General features: G+C 63.4%; 16 protein-coding genes. 14 read left to right on the top strand and 2 right to left on the bottom strand.

All coding sequences use genetic code 11. The features are described from left to right. Positions 1-118: 118 nt before the first annotated feature. Positions 119-1,261: a DNA-processing protein DprA gene (gene dprA, locus P2G62_RS04135; RefSeq protein WP_275733603.1), complete on the top strand. Its 1,143-nt coding sequence runs from the start codon at positions 119-121 to the stop codon at positions 1,259-1,261. A gap of 3 nt (positions 1,262-1,264) precedes the next feature. Here dprA and P2G62_RS04130 read toward each other — a convergent pair whose 3' ends face one another. Continuing rightward, positions 1,265-1,714 (bottom strand): hypothetical protein, encoded by a 450-nt coding sequence (locus tag P2G62_RS04130; protein WP_275733602.1) that lies wholly within the window; start codon positions 1,712-1,714, stop codon positions 1,265-1,267. A 145-nt stretch (positions 1,715-1,859) separates the two neighbouring features. Between P2G62_RS04130 and topA the strand changes: the two genes are divergently transcribed. From topA to P2G62_RS04115, 3 genes are all read left to right on the top strand, one after another. Next, the gene (topA, locus tag P2G62_RS04125) at positions 1,860-4,478 is read left to right on the top strand and encodes a type I DNA topoisomerase (RefSeq protein WP_275733601.1); all 2,619 of its coding nucleotides are present in this window, start codon (positions 1,860-1,862) and stop codon (positions 4,476-4,478) included. 78 nt (positions 4,479-4,556) lie between these two features. Continuing rightward, positions 4,557-5,252: a CoA transferase subunit A gene (locus tag P2G62_RS04120; protein WP_275733600.1), complete on the top strand. Its 696-nt coding sequence runs from the start codon at positions 4,557-4,559 to the stop codon at positions 5,250-5,252. Next, complete coding sequence (locus P2G62_RS04115; RefSeq protein WP_275733599.1) at positions 5,252-5,881, top strand: 3-oxoacid CoA-transferase subunit B; 630 nt, start codon at positions 5,252-5,254, stop codon at positions 5,879-5,881. The genes P2G62_RS04120 and P2G62_RS04115 overlap by 1 nt, the downstream gene beginning before the upstream one ends. Positions 5,882-5,948: 67 nt before the next feature. Here the strand turns inward: P2G62_RS04115 and P2G62_RS04110 are convergent, their stop codons facing one another. Next, positions 5,949-6,815, bottom strand: coding sequence for a lytic transglycosylase domain-containing protein (locus P2G62_RS04110; RefSeq protein ID WP_275733598.1), 867 nt, complete (start codon positions 6,813-6,815; stop codon positions 5,949-5,951). 369 nt (positions 6,816-7,184) lie between these two features. Here P2G62_RS04110 and P2G62_RS04105 point away from each other — a divergent pair, with 369 nt between their 5' ends. The 10 genes from P2G62_RS04105 (at position 7,185) to P2G62_RS04060 (ending at position 16,550) form a co-directional block, all read left to right on the top strand. Next, a complete protein-coding gene (locus tag P2G62_RS04105; protein ID WP_275733597.1) occupies positions 7,185-7,391 on the top strand; it encodes a hypothetical protein in 207 nt (68 codons plus the stop codon). Positions 7,392-7,662: 271 nt separating this feature from the next. Continuing rightward, a complete protein-coding gene (locus P2G62_RS04100) occupies positions 7,663-7,869 on the top strand; it encodes a hypothetical protein (RefSeq protein WP_275733596.1) in 207 nt (68 codons plus the stop codon). A 194-nt stretch (positions 7,870-8,063) separates the two neighbouring features. Continuing rightward, positions 8,064-8,261: a hypothetical protein gene (locus P2G62_RS04095; protein WP_275733595.1), complete on the top strand. Its 198-nt coding sequence runs from the start codon at positions 8,064-8,066 to the stop codon at positions 8,259-8,261. A gap of 85 nt (positions 8,262-8,346) precedes the next feature. Then, a complete protein-coding gene (gene cpaB / locus P2G62_RS04090) occupies positions 8,347-9,216 on the top strand; it encodes a Flp pilus assembly protein CpaB (protein ID WP_275733594.1) in 870 nt (289 codons plus the stop codon). A 208-nt stretch (positions 9,217-9,424) separates the two neighbouring features. Next, positions 9,425-10,852 carry a type II and III secretion system protein family protein gene (locus tag P2G62_RS04085; protein ID WP_275733593.1) on the top strand — a complete coding sequence of 476 codons (1,428 nt, stop codon included), beginning with the start codon at positions 9,425-9,427 and terminating at the stop codon, positions 10,850-10,852. Between the two features lie 3 nt (positions 10,853-10,855). Next, positions 10,856-11,521, top strand: a complete 666-nt coding sequence (locus P2G62_RS04080) for an OmpA family protein (RefSeq protein WP_275733592.1) — start codon at positions 10,856-10,858, stop codon at positions 11,519-11,521. Between the two features lie 265 nt (positions 11,522-11,786). Continuing rightward, positions 11,787-13,067, top strand: a complete 1,281-nt coding sequence (locus tag P2G62_RS04075; protein WP_275733591.1) for an AAA family ATPase — start codon at positions 11,787-11,789, stop codon at positions 13,065-13,067. 19 nt (positions 13,068-13,086) lie between these two features. Further along, entirely contained in the window at positions 13,087-14,544 is a 1,458-nt protein-coding gene (locus tag P2G62_RS04070) for a CpaF family protein (protein ID WP_275733590.1), read from the top strand. Between the two features lie 11 nt (positions 14,545-14,555). Further along, positions 14,556-15,524, top strand: a complete 969-nt coding sequence (locus P2G62_RS04065; protein ID WP_275733589.1) for a type II secretion system F family protein — start codon at positions 14,556-14,558, stop codon at positions 15,522-15,524. 9 nt (positions 15,525-15,533) lie between these two features. After that, on the top strand, positions 15,534-16,550 hold the full coding sequence (locus P2G62_RS04060) for a type II secretion system F family protein (RefSeq protein ID WP_275733588.1): 1,017 nt from the start codon (positions 15,534-15,536) through the stop codon (positions 16,548-16,550). Position 16,551: the final 1 nt, after the last annotated feature.

Here is a 16,551-nt window from a genome sequence, read left to right as displayed (position 1 = left end):
ACCGGCCGTGCCCCCTGACTGAAATATATTTCCGAAAACCCGCACGAATCATATGCGCGGTAACCAATTATTAACGTTAAGGTTGCAAAAAGAGGGGGCGAATGAGGCGGAGGATCGGATGAAAACGCGTTTGTTTTCTTACCCCACCCCCTTCACCCCACCCACCACGGAAGAAGATGAACTTTCGGTTCTTCGCCTTATTCGCTCTCGTCGCGTGGGCCCCAGCACGTTTCACCGTTTGATGGCCGAACATGGCACGGCGCAAGCCGCGCTTGACGCCTTGCCGGAAGTCGCCCGGGCCGCAGGTGCGCAGGATTATCAGATCTGCCCTGAAGGCGTCGCGCTGGCGGAATTGAAGGCCGGGCAACGCGCGGGCGCGCGGCTGATCTGTGCCGGTTCGCCCGACTACCCCGCCGATCTGGCCGAAATTGCCGATGCGCCCGCCGTGCTTTGGGCCCTGGGCGATCTGGCGTTGCTGGCGCGCCCGCGCGTGGCACTGGTGGGGGCGCGCAATGCCTCGTCACTGGGGCTGCGGATGGCGCGCCGCCTGGCCGAGGGCCTGGGCGCGGCGGGGGTCACCGTGGTGTCGGGCCTGGCGCGCGGGATCGACGCCGAAGCGCATCGCGCGGCCCTGACCAGCGGCACAATCGGCGTGCAGGCGGGCGGTATCGACGTGATCTATCCGCTGGAAAACGCCGACCTGGCGCGCCAGATCGCAGAGCGCGGCCTGCGCCTGTCCGAACAGCCCCCCGGCATGGCCCCCAAGGCGCAGCATTTCCCGCAGCGCAACCGCATCATCTCGGGGCTGTCGCGCGCCGTGGTCGTGGTCGAAGCCGCCGCCCGCTCGGGCAGCCTGCTGACCGCGAAAGACGCACTCGATCAGGGGCGCGAGGTGATGGCGGTGCCGGGTCATCCGATGGACGGGCGCGCCTGGGGGTGCAACATGCTGATCCGCGACGGCGCGGTCCTGGTGCGCGGCGCCGAGGATGTTCTGGAAACGCTGGGTCTGGCGCCCGCGCCCCGGGCGCAGGCTGTCACGGCCACCGATCCGCCCGCCCCCGCCGCGCCGCGCCAGAACGCGATGCCCCACGATATCGCCCAGCAGGTTCTCAACGCGCTTGGGCCCAGCCCGACGCCAGAGGATCAGATCATCCGCGATCTGGGGCTGGATGCCGCGGCACTGGCCGGTCCCCTGCTGGATCTGGAGATGGAGGGCAAAGTGCAGCGCCACGCCGGCGGATTGCTCAGCCGCATCGCCTGAGGCTCAACGATAAAGCCCGGCGCAAACCTCGGGGATCAGCCCGCCATATTCGGCACAGATCGGTTCATACTGATACCAGACATCGGTCGCGCCGATGGCCCAATGCACCGCCGCCCACATCCGCCCGGATTTGCGCCAGAACACCTCTATATGCGGGGTGTCGATCAGTTCGGGGTCGAAGGTGCCGCGCTGCACCATCGGCGTTGCCCACATTTTGATGGGCTGCCCGCCCGGGCGCTGCGCCTCGAGCATGGCAAAGGCGCGATCGCCCGCCACCCGCAGATCGTGGATCACGAACTCGACGGGCGCACCCAGTTCCCATTCCACCATCGGGCGCAGCGCATCCATCAGATCGGCCCGCAACGCACTGCCGCGTTCGGGCGTGAACCAGCCCTGCGCCCCGGCCATCACCGGAAACAAGACCATCAGCCCCGCAAGGATCAACCGCCGCATTCCATCCCCCCTTTTTCGCTTTGCCTCATCATGGCCGCACCAACGCCCTGTGGCAATCGGGGGCATGCGCGGCGCATTGACAAGCGGGGACTTGCCCCACATGTTGCCCGGCCAAAGCATTAGCGCGTGAAGTGAAGAGGAAGTCATGGCCGTTGTCGTTGTCGAATCTCCCGCCAAGGCCAAGACAATCAACAAATATCTGGGTTCGGATTACACGGTTCTGGCGTCCTTCGGACATGTCCGCGACCTGCCGCCCAAGGATGGCTCGGTCGACCCTGAAACCGATTTCGCGATGAAATGGGAAGTCGCGAGCGATTCCAAGAAACATATCAAGGCGATCACCGACGCGCTGGCGCATGATGACGAACTGATCCTCGCAACCGACCCCGATCGCGAGGGAGAGGCGATTTCCTGGCACCTGGAACAGGCGCTGGAGAAGAAGCTGAAGGGCAAGAAGGTCAGCCGCGTGACCTTCAACGCGATCACCAAACCGGCGATCACCGAGGCGATGAAACACCCCCGTCAGGTCGACACCGCGCTGGTCGAGGCTTACCTCGCGCGCCGCGCGCTGGATTATCTGGTGGGGTTCAACCTGTCGCCGGTGCTGTGGCGCAAGCTGCCCGGTGCGAAATCGGCCGGGCGCGTGCAATCGGTCTGCCTGCGCCTGATCGTCGAGCGCGAGATGGAGATCGAGGCCTTCAAGGCCCGTGAATACTGGACCGTCACCGCCGAGCTGACCACACCGCGCGGCCAGACATTCACCGCCCGGCTGACGGTTCTGGGCGGCAAGAAGCTCGACAAGTTCGATCTGAAGACCGCGACCGATGCCGAACTGGCGGTGCAGGCGGTGACCTCGCGCGATCTGGTGGTGAAATCGGTCGAGGCCAAGCCCGCGACCCGCAACCCCTACCCGCCCTTCATGACCTCGACCCTGCAACAGGAAGCCAGCCGCAAATTCGGCATGGGCGCCAAGGCGTGCATGTCGGCGGCGCAGCGTCTGTATGAGGCCGGGCACATCACCTATATGCGGACCGACGGCATCGACATGGCCCCCGAGGCGGTAAGCGCCGCACGCGCCGAGATCGCGTCCCGCTTCGGTGCGAAATATGTCCCCGAAACGCCGCGGATCTATAAAAACAAGGCCAAGAACGCGCAGGAAGCCCACGAATGCATCCGCCCCACCGACATGGCGGCGGGCCCCGAGGCGCTGAAACTCGCTGACGATCAGGCGAAATTGTACGATCTGATCTGGAAGCGCACCCTGGCCAGCCAGATGGCGGGGGCGGTGATGGAACGCACCACGGTCGACGTGGGCTCGACCGACGGCGAAGTGGAACTGCGCGCGACCGGCCAGGTCGTGACCTTCGACGGCTTCCTCAAGATCTACGATCAGGGCCGCGACGATGACGAGGGCGAAGACGGCGCCCGCCTGCCGCAGATCATGCAGGGAGAGCCCGCGAAGAAGGGCCAGATCACCCCCGAGCAGCATTTCACCCAGCCGCCGCCGCGCTATACCGAGGCGACACTGGTGAAACGGATGGAAGAGCTGGGCATCGGCCGGCCCTCGACCTATGCCTCGATCGTGACCACGATTCAGGACCGCGGCTATGTCCGCAAGGACAAGAACCGCCTGATCCCCGAAGACACCGGGCGGCTGGTGACGGCGTTCCTGAGCAATTATTTCCGCCGCTATGTCGAATATGATTTCACCGCCGATCTGGAAGATCAGCTCGATGACATCTCGGCCGGGTCGCGTGATTACAAGGATGTGCTGGCACGGTTCTGGCGCGATTTCTCGGCCGCCCTGGGCGAGACCGCCGATCTGCGCATCGGCGAGGTGCTGGACAAGATCGACGAGGTTCTGGCCCCGCATCTTTACCCGCCGCGCCCCGATGGCAGCGACCCGCGCGCCTGCCCGACCTGTGGCACCGGGCGTCTGCATCTAAAAACCGCGCGCTCGGGCGGGGCGTTCATCGGCTGCGGCAATTACCCCGAATGCCGCTATACCCGCCCGCTCTCGGCACCGGGCGACGATGACACCGCCGGGCTCGACGGCAAGATCCTGGGCGAGGACGCGGGCGATCTGATCACGCTACGCATCGGCCGTTTCGGCCCCTATGTGCAGCGCGGCGAGCCCACCGAGGAACAGCCCAAGCCGCCGCGCGCCAGCCTGCCCAAGGGCTGGGCGCCCGACACGCTGGATCTGGAGCGCGCGCTGCAACTGCTGTCGCTGCCGCGGCAACTGGGTGCCCACCCCGAAGACGGCGCACCGGTCGAAACCAATCTCGGGCGCTTCGGCCCCTATGTGAAATGGAACAAGACCTACGCCAACCTGCCCGATGCCGAAGAGGTCTTCACCATCGGCATGAACCGCGCGGTCGAGGTTCTGGCGCAAAAGATCGCCCGCGGCCCGGGCCGGGGCGCAGCGGCGGCCCCGCTGAAAGAGCTGGGCGAGCATCCCGATGGCGGCCCGGTGCAGGTGATGCCCGGCCGCTACGGCCCCTATGTGAAATGGGGCAAGGTCAATGCCACCCTGCCCAAGGATCAGGACCCCGAGGCGATGACGCTGGAGCTGGCGCTGCCGCTGATCGAGGCCAAGGCCAGCAAAGGCGGCAAGAAGAAAGCCGCGCCGAAAAAGGCCGCAACCAAGGCGCCTGCGAAGAAGGCTGCGGCGAAGAAGCCGGCAGCCAAGAAACCGGCGGCGAAGAAGGCAGCGCCCAAGAAAACATCTGCAAAACCGGCCTCCGAGGCAGACGACGGCTAAGCTCCGCCGCGATGCGGCAATTGACTCGGGCCGCCCTCTTGGCCACACATTTGCGATATGACTATGGGAGTGAGGGTTATGAAGAAGGTTTACGGCACGGCGTCGGAGGCTCTGGATGGGCTTTTGTTCGACGGCATGACGATGGCGGCGGGGGGGTTTGGGCTGTGCGGCATTCCTGAACTGCTGATCGACGCGCTGGTGGCCAGCGGCGTGAAGGACATCACGATCGCCTCGAACAACTGCGGGGTTGACGGGTTCGGTCTGGGCAAATTGCTGGACACGCGGCAGATCAAGAAGATGATCTCGTCCTATGTCGGCGAGAACGCGGAATTCATGCGCCAGTATCTGTCGGGCGAGCTGGAGCTGGAATTCAACCCGCAGGGCACGCTGGCCGAACGGATGCGCGCGGGTGGCGCGGGGATTCCGGGCTTCTACACCAAGACCGGCGTCGGCACGGTGATCGCGGACGGCAAGGAGCACAAGGACTTCGGCGGCGAGACCTATATCCTCGAAACCGGCCTTGTCATGGATCTGGCGATCGTGAAGGCCTGGAAGGCCGACACCTCGGGCAACCTGGTCTTCCGCAAGACGGCGCGCAATTTCAACGTGCCGGCGGCCACCTGCGGGCGGGTCTGCGTGGCCGAGGTCGAGGAAATCGTGCCGGTGGGCAGCCTCGACCCCGATCACATCCACCTGCCGGGGATTTATGTGCACCGCATCATCGCGGGCCAGCACGAGAAACGGATCGAACAACGCACGGTGAGGAGCGCCTGATGCCCTGGGATCGCAATCAACTGGCCGCGCGGGCGGCAAAGGAACTCAAGGACGGGATGTATGTGAACCTTGGCATCGGCATCCCGACGCTGGTCGCCAACTACATCCCCGAAGGCATGACCGTGACGCTGCAGTCCGAAAACGGGATGCTGGGGATCGGCCCGTTCCCGACCGAGGACAAGGTCGACCCCGACCTGATCAACGCGGGCAAGCAGACGATTTCGGAACTGCCGCATTCGGCCTATTTCGACAGCGCGCAAAGCTTCGCGATGATCCGCGGCGGCAAGATCGCGATGGCGATCCTGGGCGCGATGGAGGTTTCCGAAAAGGGCGATCTGGCGAACTGGATGATCCCGGGCAAGCTGGTCAAGGGGATGGGCGGCGCGATGGATCTGGTCGCGGGCGTGAAACGCGTGGTGGTGGTGATGGACCACACCAACAAGCACGGCGAATCGAAGGTGCTGAAGGAATGCACCCTGCCGCTGACCGGCAAGGCGGTGGTCGACCGGATCATCACCAACCTGGGCGTGCTGGACGTGGGCCACAAGGGCCTGCACATCGTGGAACTGGCCGATGGCGTGACCGAGGAAGAGCTGCGCGCCGCGACCGAGGCCACCATCGTCGACTGACAAACCCCGCGCCCCGCCCATACCCGGGCGGGGCAGAGGCCCGTTTCCTGACGGAACCGGCCGGGGTTCAGCCCTTCACGACGAAGACACAGCCGTCGGTCACCAGTTCGGGCGGCGTGCGACACAGCCCCCGCGCCACCGACCAGGCGGCCAGGACCTTGGGCACATAATCGCGGGTCTCGGCATAGGGCGGCACGCCGCCGTTGTTCTTCACCGCATTCTCGCCCGCATTATAGGCGGCGATCACCATCAGCGGATCGCGGTCGAATTCCTTCATCAGCCAATCCAGATAGGCGACGCCACCCTTGATGTTCTGCACCGGATCGGTGCTGTCGCCGACCTTGAAGCGATCCGCCGTGGCCGGGATCAGCTGCATCAGGCCAACGGCCCCGGATTTCGACACCGCATCGTGCCGCCCCCCCGATTCCGTGGAAATCACCGCCAGCGCCAGCGCAGGCGATACCTCGGTGCCGATCGTGGCGCTCAGAATCTCGGCCCCGTAGCGCTGCGCGATGTCTTGCAGATGCGCCAGACGAGGCGTGGTCACAGCCTTGCCGCCCGGCCCCTGGCTGAGCGCCGACACCGCCTTGTCGAAACGCCCGTCGCGCGCGCCCAGCGCGGGCGAAACCGCATCCCAATACCACGCATAAGCCGCCGCCGCGGCCGGGGCCTTCGCCGTGCCTGCCGGGTTCGCCGGATCTGCGGGCAGTTTCGTGACCGGCATGAACGGGCGCGCCGCCGTCGCCGCCAGAGCCTGACGCTGTTCTTCAGGGTCGATCTGGATGGTGATGAAGCGCTTGGTGCCCGGCGCGGGCGGCACCACCCGCTTGGGCTTGAAATGGTTCACCGTCGGCGTCGTGATTTCGGCACCCGCGGACACGGCCCAAACGGCCGTGCAGATCGCCACTGTCGCTGCCCTGAATATGATGCGCATCTGCGCTGTCCTGCTCTGCCCGGGGTTTTCCCCTTTGCGCCTTTATCCCGGAAAATCAGCAAAAAATCCAGCATTCGCACTGATTCTTCGGCGTGGAATAAGCCGATTCGACCTTTCCGCAACAGGGTTTTGTCCGGGAAAGCCTGCCAGAAACCGCTATAGCCACTATTTTATATTAATTATTATCAATGAATTACATGATTTTTACGGGAGCAATTAACGCTTCGTAAAAATGCCTAGTCACTGCCTAAATCCCGCCACGTTCCAAGCGCCATATACGCCCATACCGCGACGCAGCGAGCCAAGGTCAGAGCAGGCAAGCAGACGCACCGCGGCACAACCCGGATACGATACCCAAGGAGAGACCCGATGAAACTGTTCAAACTGACCCGCAAATTCCGCAACGAAGAAGACGGCGCTGTGACCGTCGACTGGGTTGTGCTGACCGCCGCCGTCGTGGGCCTGGCCGCTGCCGCGCTGGCCACCATCCGCTCGAACACCGAAGCGACCGCGACCAAGATCGGCACCTACATGGGTGGCGTGGAAGTCCCGACCAACACCCCGGCGAACCCGTAATCCGCTTACGGACCCGAATTGCAAAGGCCGCGCCTCTTGGCGCGGCCTTTCGCATATGCGCGCGGCGCAGCCTCGCCAAGCGCTGCCACCCTCCCTTTTTACGATCATGAGGGCCAAGGGGCGCAGAGGCCAAATCGCCCCTAAGATGAACGCAATCCGCCCTATTCGGGCCACGATTCGGGGGCAAAACAGTTTCATACCGCGACGCAGGGCCGAGCAGAGGTGCCCAAGACGCACCGCGGGACCTGCAATCTGAAGATGGAGAGACCCCATGAAACTGTTCAAACTTACCCGCAAGTTCCACAATGAAGAAGACGGCGCCGTGACCGTCGACTGGGTTGTGCTGACCGCCGCCGTCGTGGGCCTGGCTGCTGCCGCGCTGGCCACCATCCGCTCGAACACCGAAGCCACCGCGACCAAGATCGGCACCTACATGGGTGGCGTGGAAGTCCCGACCAACACCCCGGCGAACCCGTAATCCGCTCACGGACCCGAATTGCAAAGGCCGCGCCCCGCGCGGCCTTTCGCATATGCGCACCCCGGTCAGGCGCGACGTCCGCCGTCCCCGTCTTTGACCCGATGTTAGCGCAGCCGCGCCGTAATTTTGCCAATAAGTGACGTTATGCCGGGCGTAATGACGACATCACCCGCCGGTATGGAGAGGTGCACGAAATGCTGAGTTTGTTCGCCAGATCGCGGCTGATGCGCGAGGAAGACGGCGCAGTGACGATCGACTGGGTCGTGTTGACGGCTTCGATCGTGTCTCTGGGAATGATTGCCGGGACACTGATCTGGGGAGATACCGTAACCGCCGCCGACCGGATCGCGGTCGTCATCGGGCAGCAAGAGGTCGACGACGGCAGCAACTGAGGCGTGACGCACGCCGCCACGTCCACCGGACCCGATTTCGGGGGGACACCGGCCGAAGCCCGGGTTTGAAAAGAAGGAATGGAAAATGCGCCTGATTGTTGTTCTGGTTCTGGCACTTGGTGTCTGTCTTGCCGGGGCTGCGGTGTATCTGGCCCAAGGCCAGATCGCGCAGTTCCAGGCCGAAAGCAACGCACTGCGGGCCGCACAGTCGCAGATGCCCCCGCTGACCGATATGGTGGTTGCCAAGCGCCCCCTGAAATACGGCGAGCGGTTCGGGATCAACGATCTTGAGGTCATCAAGACCCAGGCCAACAAGATGCCTGCGGGCGCCTTTCACCTGATCATTGCCAAACAGGGCACGCCCGAGGCCGCCTTCGCGATGTTCCTGGAGGGAGAAACCCGTCCCCGCGCGGCGCTGCGGTCCTTCGAGATGAACGAGCCGATCCTCGACGCGAAAATCACCAAGCCGGGCGTTGATGCGGGCATCATGGCCAATCTGGCGCCCGACATGCGGGCCTTCACGATCCAGGTCGATGTCACCTCGGGCGTGTCGGGCTTCCTGCGTCCGGGCGATCGCGTCGATGTCTACTGGTCTGGCGCGGTCGGCAACAATCAGGTGACCAAGCTGATCGATTCCAACCTGAAACTGATCGCCATCGACCAGAGCGCCGATGCCGACCGTTCCGAAGAAACGAAGATCGCCCGCACCGTGACCGCCGAGGTCACCCCCGCGCAAGTCGCGGCACTGACGCTTGCGCAATCGACCGGCCGGCTGACGCTGGCCCTTGTCGGGATGCAGAACACGGCGGAACTGGGCACCATCGAGGTAGACCGCAACAGCCTGCTGGGCATCGAACCCCGCGCAGCCGTCAAGATCGAGGCCCCGAAAGTTTGCACAATCCGCAATCGCAAGGGCAGCGAAGTTGTCGAAGTCGAGATCCCCTGCACGAACTAAGCCAGCCGTGCGCCCGGAAGGCCCCGCGCAAGCGGGGCCTTCTTCATTTTGCACAATTGCGACTTTTCCGCATGAACTCTTGCCAGCAAGCGGTTGATTCTTGCAATAATTCCCGGATTGACGCATGGTGCATTGAATAATTGGGGAAAATGCCCTGAAACGGACGCAGATCCGGCAAGTGAGGCGTGATCGGAGAGGCAGGATCACAATGAAAATGAAGAATTTTCTTGCGGCATGGGTGTTGGGCGCTGCGCTCGGCCTGACCGTTCTGACCCCCGCACAGGCCGAGACGCTCCGGGTGATGTCCGGTTCCAGTTCGAGCCCGCTGAACGTGCCGATGAACCGCGCCGTGGTGGTCGAAAGCGACCAGCCCTTCGCAGAATTGTCCATTGCCAACCCCGGGATCGCCGACATTCAGACGCTGTCGGATCGCACCATCTATGTGCTGGGCAAACTGCCCGGGCGCACGACAATGACGATCCTGGGCGGTGACGGCAAGCTGATCACCAATGTCGAGGTGCAGGTCACCCCCGACATCGCGGAATTCAAGGAACGCCTGAAACAGATCCTTCCGGGCGAGCAGATCGAGGTGCGCACCGCCAACGATGGCATCGTGCTCTCGGGCACGGTCTCGTCGACCGCGAAGCTGGATCGCGCCCTGGATCTGGCGCGCCGTTATGCAGGGGATCGCGTATCCAACCTGATGACCGTGGGTGGCACGCAGCAGGTCATGCTGAAGGTCCGTTTCGCGGAAATGCAGCGTTCCGTATCCAAGAACCTGTCGGCCTCGCTGGGTGTGCGTGGCACCGTGGGCGGGGGCTCGGCCACCACCGGCACGGCCGTCGGCACCGGCAACTTCACCGCGACCGATGCCCTGAGCGGTGCCTTCGACGACGGCACATTCCCGATCAATTCCAGCACGACCGGCGCGCTTGGTCTGGGCTTCACCGCGGGCAATCTGGAATTCGCCGTTCTGCTGGAAGCGCTGGAATCCAAGGGCGTCGTGCGGACGCTTGCCGAACCGAACCTGACCGCGCTGTCGGGGCAGGAAGCCAAGTTCCTGGCCGGCGGCGAATATCCGATCCCGGTCGTCGACGACACCGGCGTGGCGATCGAATACAAACCCTTCGGCGTGGAGATGGCGTTCACGCCGCGCGTCGTGGATGGCGACCTTATCAATCTGGAAATCGCCGCCGCCGTTTCGGCCATCGACACCACGGTGACGATGTCCTCGGGCGGTTTCTCGGTCAATGCCTTCAAGAAACGCGAAACCTCGACCACGGTCGAAATGCGCGACGGCGAAAGCTTTGCCATCGCCGGTCTGCTGCAGGACGATTTCACCGATCTGAACGGTCAGGTGCCGTGGCTGGGCGATGTCCCGGTGCTGGGCGCGCTGTTCCGCTCGGCCGAATATCAGCGCGCGCAATCCGAGCTGGTGATCATCGTCACGCCGCATCTGGTCACGCCGACCCGCGGCGAGGCGCTGGCCCTGCCCACCGACCGCGTGCGCCTGCCATCGGAATCCGAGTTGTTCCTGTTCGGCAAAACTTCCGGTTCGAACGCGCCCAAGACCGGCGCCGCAGCCGAAGTCGCCAAGCAGGACTTTTCCGGCTCCTATGGCTATGTGATGGAGTAAGAGATGACGGCTCGGGGACGGAACATGCGCTATGCGGTGCTGATTGCGGCGGCACTGGCCCTGTCGGCGTGTGACGAGGGAATGAAAAGCTTCAACTCCGAAGCGGGGCTGGACGATGGCGCCGGCGGCTTCGGCAACGCGACCATGAACAACACTCTGGTGATGAGCGGGCAGCGCGATTTCGCGATCAGCCTGACCCGCCGCTTTGCCGCAGAAGTGCCCAATACGGTCAATTTTGCCTTCAACTCGGCAGTTCTCGACGCGCAGGCCCAGGCCAATCTGCGCCGTCAGGCCGACTGGATCCGGCAGTTCCCCGAGGTGCGTTTCCGCGTCTACGGCCACACCGATCTGGTCGGCTCGAATGCCTATAACAAGGCGCTTGGCTTGAAGCGGGCGCAGGCGGTTGTTGCCTATCTGTCAACGCAAGGGATTTCGCGTTCGCGGCTGGAGGCGGTTGTCTCTTATGGCGAAACCCAGCCGCTGGTTTATACCGAGGCCCCGAACGAGGCCAACCGGCGCACCGTGACGGAAGTGTCGGGCTTCGTGAAGCAGCATCCGGCGGTGCTCAACGGGAAATATGCCCAGGTGATCTTCCGCGAATATGTGGACAGTGCCAAACCCTCGCAGGACACCCAGAAGCCTGTCATGGCGACGGACTCGGGCGGCTGATCCGGCAGAGACGGCCAAATTGCGCCAAATTTGATGGCGGGCTTTGGGAACAAAGCCCGCCATTTGCATTCCATCGTGTCGCAAAACCCCACAATTGGAACAATCTGGCCCCAATGTCGCCCAGATTGGTCGCGATCTTCACCATAGGCAGGAAAGGCATGACATCCGAGTCGTGCCCGGGCTTGCGGAAGACCTGAGGATGAATCGTTGCGAAAACCGACCCCAGATTATCGACCGCGAACCGCGTAACAAAGGACGTGAGGCAATGAGTGCAGCTCCTATTCTGAACCCGGAACCGGCCCCCATCGTGGCATGCACGGTGTCGCGCGACGTATCGAATTTCGATCTGCTGATCGAGGATATGGAGAGCGAACTTGGCGAAAGCTGGGGCGATCTGAGTTTCGATGACGCACTGCTGTTTCTGTCGCAACCCGATGCGGAACACCTTGAATTCGTTGCCATTGCCGTGGACAGCGAGGACGAGAACGACCTGACGCGGATCTCTGGCATCATCACGACCGCCAAGGAAAAGGGCGTGCGGGTGATCCTGATCGCCGAAGAGGTGAGCCCGATCGCCCTGCATCAACTGCTGCGTCTGGGCGCCGATGGTTTCGTGCCCTACCCACTGCCCGAAGGCGCGCTTCACGAAGCGATCGAGCGTCTGGGCCATTCCAATCCGGCCCCTGCCCCGCAAGTTCCGGCCCATCATGCACAGGCCGAATCGCCCAGCTTCAAGGCGACCGGCGGACGTGATGGCGTCGTTTTGCCGGTGCATGGTCTGGCCGGGGGTGTGGGGGCTACAACCTTCGCGGTGAACCTGGCCTGGGAACTGGCCACGATCCAGGACGGCAACAAGAAAGCCAAGGGCAGCGCCCCGCGCGTCTGCCTGCTGGATTTCGACTTCCAGTTCGGCTCGGCCTCGACCTATCTGGACCTGCCCCGCCGCGAGGTGGTGTTCGAGCTGCTTTCGGACACCGCAACGATGGATGGCGAAAGCTTTCGCCAGGCGCTGCTGACCTTCAACGAAAAGCTGCATGTGCTGACCGCACCGGCGGACATGCTGCCGCTGGATATCGTCACCGGCGAGGACATCGACCGCATCATCGACATGGCGCGGGCGAATTTCGATTTCGTCGTGATCGACATGCCCTCGACCGTGGTCAGCTGGACCGAGGCCGTCCTGAATCAGGCGCATGTCTATTTTGGCATGATCGAACTCGACATGCGCTCGGCGCAGAATGCGCTGCGGCTGATCCGAGCGTTGAAGTCCGAAAGCCTGCCACTGGAAAAGATGCGCTACCTGCTGAACCGGGCGCCGAAATTCACCGATCTGACCGGCAAGGCACGCGTCAAGCGGCTGGCCGAAAGCCTCGACATCTCGATCGACGTGCTGCTGTCGGACGGTGGGCGGGCGATCACCCAGGCCAACGATCACGGCCTGCCGCTGGCCGTCAACGCCGCCAAGCTGCCCTATCGCAAGGATGTTCTCAAACTCGCTCAGTCCATCGCCGAACTGAATCGCGCCGCCGAAGCAGCCCAGAGCTGACCCCGCCACAGAGGTTTCCATGTTTTCGCGTTACAAAAAGCCCGACTCCGCCGCCAAGACCGCATCCGCGCAAGCCGGGACCGAAACGCGCACGCCGTCGGCGCCTGCGGTCCCGGTCGAGCCCGGGCGGCCGCTGGTACATCGCCGCCCTGTGAAACCGGCGCTCAATGCGGCCGAAGCGATCAACGCCGACAAGGAAAAGAAGCGCAAGGAACGGATGAGCGATCTGAAGACCGAGTTGCACAAGCGGCTTCTCGAAGATCTGAACCTTGCTGCACTGGAAACCGCGAGCGAAAGCGACCTGAAAACCGAAATCGCGGCGATCTCGACCGAGGCGATGGCCGAAATGTCGGTCGCGTTGAACTCGGCCGAACGCGCCCAGCTCATTCAGGAACTGTATGACGAGGTGATGGGCCTCGGTCCGCTTGAACCGCTGCTGAAAGACGAGACGGTCAACGATATTCTGGTCAACGGCCCGCAGCAGATCTTTGTCGAACGCGCGGGCAAGCTGCAACTGACCGACATCACCTTCAAGGACGAAAAGCACCTGCTGCGGATCATCGACAAGATCGTGTCGGCGGTGGGGCGGCGTGTCGATGAAAGCAACCCCTATGTCGACGCCCGCCTGGCCGATGGCTCGCGCTTCAACGCCATGGTGCCGCCGGTGGCGGTCGATGGCTCGCTCGTCTCGATCCGTAAATTCAAGAAAGACAAGCTGGGCATCGACGATCTGGTGCGCTTCGGCGCGCTGACCGAGGAAATGGCCGCCTATCTGCAAGCCGCCGTCTCGACCCGTCTGAACGTGATCGTGTCGGGCGGCACGGGATCTGGCAAGACCACCACGCTCAATGCGCTCAGCTCGTTCATCGACAACGCCGAACGCATCCTGACGATCGAAGACACCGCCGAATTGCAGCTGCAACAGGTCCATGTCGGCCGGATGGAAAGCCGCCCGCCCAACGTCGAAGGCCGCGGTGCGGTGACGCAGCGCGACTGTCTGCGCAACGCGCTGCGGATGCGTCCCGACCGGATCATCGTGGGCGAAACCCGCGGCGAAGAGGTCATCGACATGCTGCAGGCCATGAACACCGGCCATGACGGCTCGATGACCACGATCCACGCCAACTCGGCCCGCGACGGGGTCAGCCGTCTGGAAAACATGATTGCGATGTCGGGCATCGAAATGCCGATCAAGGCGGTGCGCAGCCAGATCGCCAGCGCTGTGAACCTGATCGTGCAGGCCAGCCGCCTGCAGGACGGCTCGCGCCGGATGGTGTCGATCACCGAAATCACCGGGATGGAAGGCGAGGTCATCTCGATGCAGGAAATCTTCAAATACGAACGGCTTGGCCTTGCCCCCGATGGCAAGATCATCGGCCGTTTCACCGCGACCGGCGTGCGCTCGCATTTCGCCGACCGCTTCCGCCAGTGGGGCTATGACCTGCCGGCCTCGATCTACGAACCCGTGCAGGATTAAGGAGGGCTGCGATGATCATTTCCGCAACGCCGATCATTTACGGCCTGATCTTCGTCGCCGTTCTGCTGCTGGTCGAGGGGATCTATCTGCTGGTTTTCGGCAAGTCGATCTCGCTCAACTCCAAGGTGAACCGCCGTCTGGAGATGCTTGAAAAGGGCACCCGGCGCGAAGAGGTTCTGGAACAGCTGCGCAAGGAAGCCACGCAGCACATGCAGGTGCGCGGCATCCCGCTTTATTCCCTGCTGGCGTCCAAGGCGCAGAAGGCCAATATCGCCTTTTCGCCCAAGGCACTAATCGGGGTGATGGCGCTGCTGTGCGTCGTGGCCTTCCTGGGCCTGTCGCTGGGCACCGATGCCAGCCTGGCCGTGCGGTCCGCCCTGGCCGTGCTGATGGGCGTTGGCGGGGTCTATCTCTGGGTCAGCGGCAAGGCCAACAAACGCACCTCGATGGCCGAGGAACAGCTTTCGGATGCGGTCGAACTGATGGTGCGCTCGCTGCGCGTGGGGCATCCGCTGGCCTCTGCAATTCAGGCGGTCGCCAAAGAGGTGCCCGATCCGCTGGGCACCGAATTCGGCATCATCGCCGACGAGGCCGCCTATGGCCGCAACGTGGCCGAGGCGCTGCGTGAAATGGCCGAACGGATGGACATGCAGGATTTGCGCTTCCTCGCGGTGGCCGTGTCGATCCAGCAGACATCGGGCGGCAACCTGGCCGAGGTTCTGGACGGTCTGTCCAAAGTGATCCGCGCCCGGTTCCGCCTGTTCCGTCGGGTCCGCGCCATCACCGCCGAACCGAAATGGTCGGGCGTGTTCCTGTCGGCCTTCCCGATCGTTATTCTGGTCATCATCCAGGTTGTCGCACCCGATTATTATGACACCGTGAAGGACACCCCCGCCTTCATCCCCGCGGCCCTGATCGTGGGCGGGCTTCTGGGCGCCAACATGCTGTTCATGAAGATCATGACCACCATCAAAGTTTGAGGTCTAATCATGGATCAGAATTCGATCATGCAGATGCTGACCAATGCGATGGGTCCGATGGGGCCGCTGTACGCCTTGGCGGGGGTGGGCGCGCTGCTGGTTCTGGCCACGCTGCCCGTCTTGTTGCGCAAGCGCGAAGACCCCTTCGACAAGCTGCGCCCGAAAGCAGCCCCTGCCAGCCCCGCTGCGGGCAAACGCGGGGCGCGCGGCGCCGATCAGAAGAAGCCGCAAAGCCTGCGCCATGCGGCGGGGTCCGACAAGCTGGACAAATTCGCCGGGTTCCTGGAACCGAAAACCGCGTCCGAAATGTCGGAATCGAAAAAATGGCTGCAAAAGGCGGGCTATCGCGGCGCCAATTCGGTGCGCAACTTCCACGCCGTGCAATTCGTGCTGGGGCTGGGGCTGCTGTCCGTCGGCCTGATTTATGTGCTGTTCACCAACGCCACGAATGAAGTGCCGATGACATCGACCAAGTCGTTGATGACGGTGCTGCTGCCCGGCGTCTTTGGGTATTATGCGCCCAAACGCTGGGTCGATCAGCGCGTGGCCGCGCGCATGGCCGAGATCCAGAACGGTTTTCCCGACGCGCTCGACATGCTGCTGGTCTGCGTCGAGGCGGGGCAGTCGCTCGATCAGGGGATCATCCGCGTGGCCAAGGAACTGGCGACCTCTTACCCCTCGATGTCCGAGGAATTCGAGATCGTGGCCCATGAAATCAAGGCCGGTAAGGACAAGACCGCCGTTCTGCGCGCCTTTGGCGACCGCACCGGCGTGCCCGATGTGATGTCTTTCGTGACCGTGATGATCCAGAGCCAGCAATTCGGCACCTCGATCGCCGACGCCCTGCGCCTTTACGCCGCCGACATGCGCGACAAACGCGTGATGCGCGCCGAAGAGGCCGCCAACAAGATCCCGACCAAGATGACGCTGGGCACGATGATGTTCACCGTGCCGCCGCTTCTGATCATCCTTGTCGGGCCTTCGGTCCATGATATGCTTGAGAACTTCAAAGCGATGGGCATGTAAC

It is taken from the genome of Paenirhodobacter sp. CAU 1674 (assembly GCF_029222945.1).
In the GTDB taxonomy this organism is placed as follows: domain Bacteria; phylum Pseudomonadota; class Alphaproteobacteria; order Rhodobacterales; family Rhodobacteraceae; genus Rhodobacter.
This window is presented reverse-complemented; position numbering and strand designations above follow the sequence as displayed.

What these genes read in the sequence shown, in the direction of transcription:
- dprA (WP_275733603.1), top strand. Translation starts at nt 119, where the DNA reads ATGAAAACGCGTTTGTTTTCTTACCCCACCCCCTTCACCCCACCCACC.
- P2G62_RS04130 (WP_275733602.1), bottom strand. Translation starts at nt 1,714, where the DNA reads ATGCGGCGGTTGATCCTTGCGGGGCTGATGGTCTTGTTTCCGGTGATG.
- topA (WP_275733601.1), top strand. Translation starts at nt 1,860, where the DNA reads ATGGCCGTTGTCGTTGTCGAATCTCCCGCCAAGGCCAAGACAATCAAC.
- P2G62_RS04120 (WP_275733600.1), top strand. Translation starts at nt 4,557, where the DNA reads ATGAAGAAGGTTTACGGCACGGCGTCGGAGGCTCTGGATGGGCTTTTG.
- P2G62_RS04115 (WP_275733599.1), top strand. Translation starts at nt 5,252, where the DNA reads ATGCCCTGGGATCGCAATCAACTGGCCGCGCGGGCGGCAAAGGAACTC.
- P2G62_RS04110 (WP_275733598.1), bottom strand. Translation starts at nt 6,815, where the DNA reads ATGCGCATCATATTCAGGGCAGCGACAGTGGCGATCTGCACGGCCGTT.
- P2G62_RS04105 (WP_275733597.1), top strand. Translation starts at nt 7,185, where the DNA reads ATGAAACTGTTCAAACTGACCCGCAAATTCCGCAACGAAGAAGACGGC.
- P2G62_RS04100 (WP_275733596.1), top strand. Translation starts at nt 7,663, where the DNA reads ATGAAACTGTTCAAACTTACCCGCAAGTTCCACAATGAAGAAGACGGC.
- P2G62_RS04095 (WP_275733595.1), top strand. Translation starts at nt 8,064, where the DNA reads ATGCTGAGTTTGTTCGCCAGATCGCGGCTGATGCGCGAGGAAGACGGC.
- cpaB (WP_275733594.1), top strand. Translation starts at nt 8,347, where the DNA reads ATGCGCCTGATTGTTGTTCTGGTTCTGGCACTTGGTGTCTGTCTTGCC.
- P2G62_RS04085 (WP_275733593.1), top strand. Translation starts at nt 9,425, where the DNA reads ATGAAAATGAAGAATTTTCTTGCGGCATGGGTGTTGGGCGCTGCGCTC.
- P2G62_RS04080 (WP_275733592.1), top strand. Translation starts at nt 10,856, where the DNA reads ATGACGGCTCGGGGACGGAACATGCGCTATGCGGTGCTGATTGCGGCG.
- P2G62_RS04075 (WP_275733591.1), top strand. Translation starts at nt 11,787, where the DNA reads ATGAGTGCAGCTCCTATTCTGAACCCGGAACCGGCCCCCATCGTGGCA.
- P2G62_RS04070 (WP_275733590.1), top strand. Translation starts at nt 13,087, where the DNA reads ATGTTTTCGCGTTACAAAAAGCCCGACTCCGCCGCCAAGACCGCATCC.
- P2G62_RS04065 (WP_275733589.1), top strand. Translation starts at nt 14,556, where the DNA reads ATGATCATTTCCGCAACGCCGATCATTTACGGCCTGATCTTCGTCGCC.
- P2G62_RS04060 (WP_275733588.1), top strand. Translation starts at nt 15,534, where the DNA reads ATGGATCAGAATTCGATCATGCAGATGCTGACCAATGCGATGGGTCCG.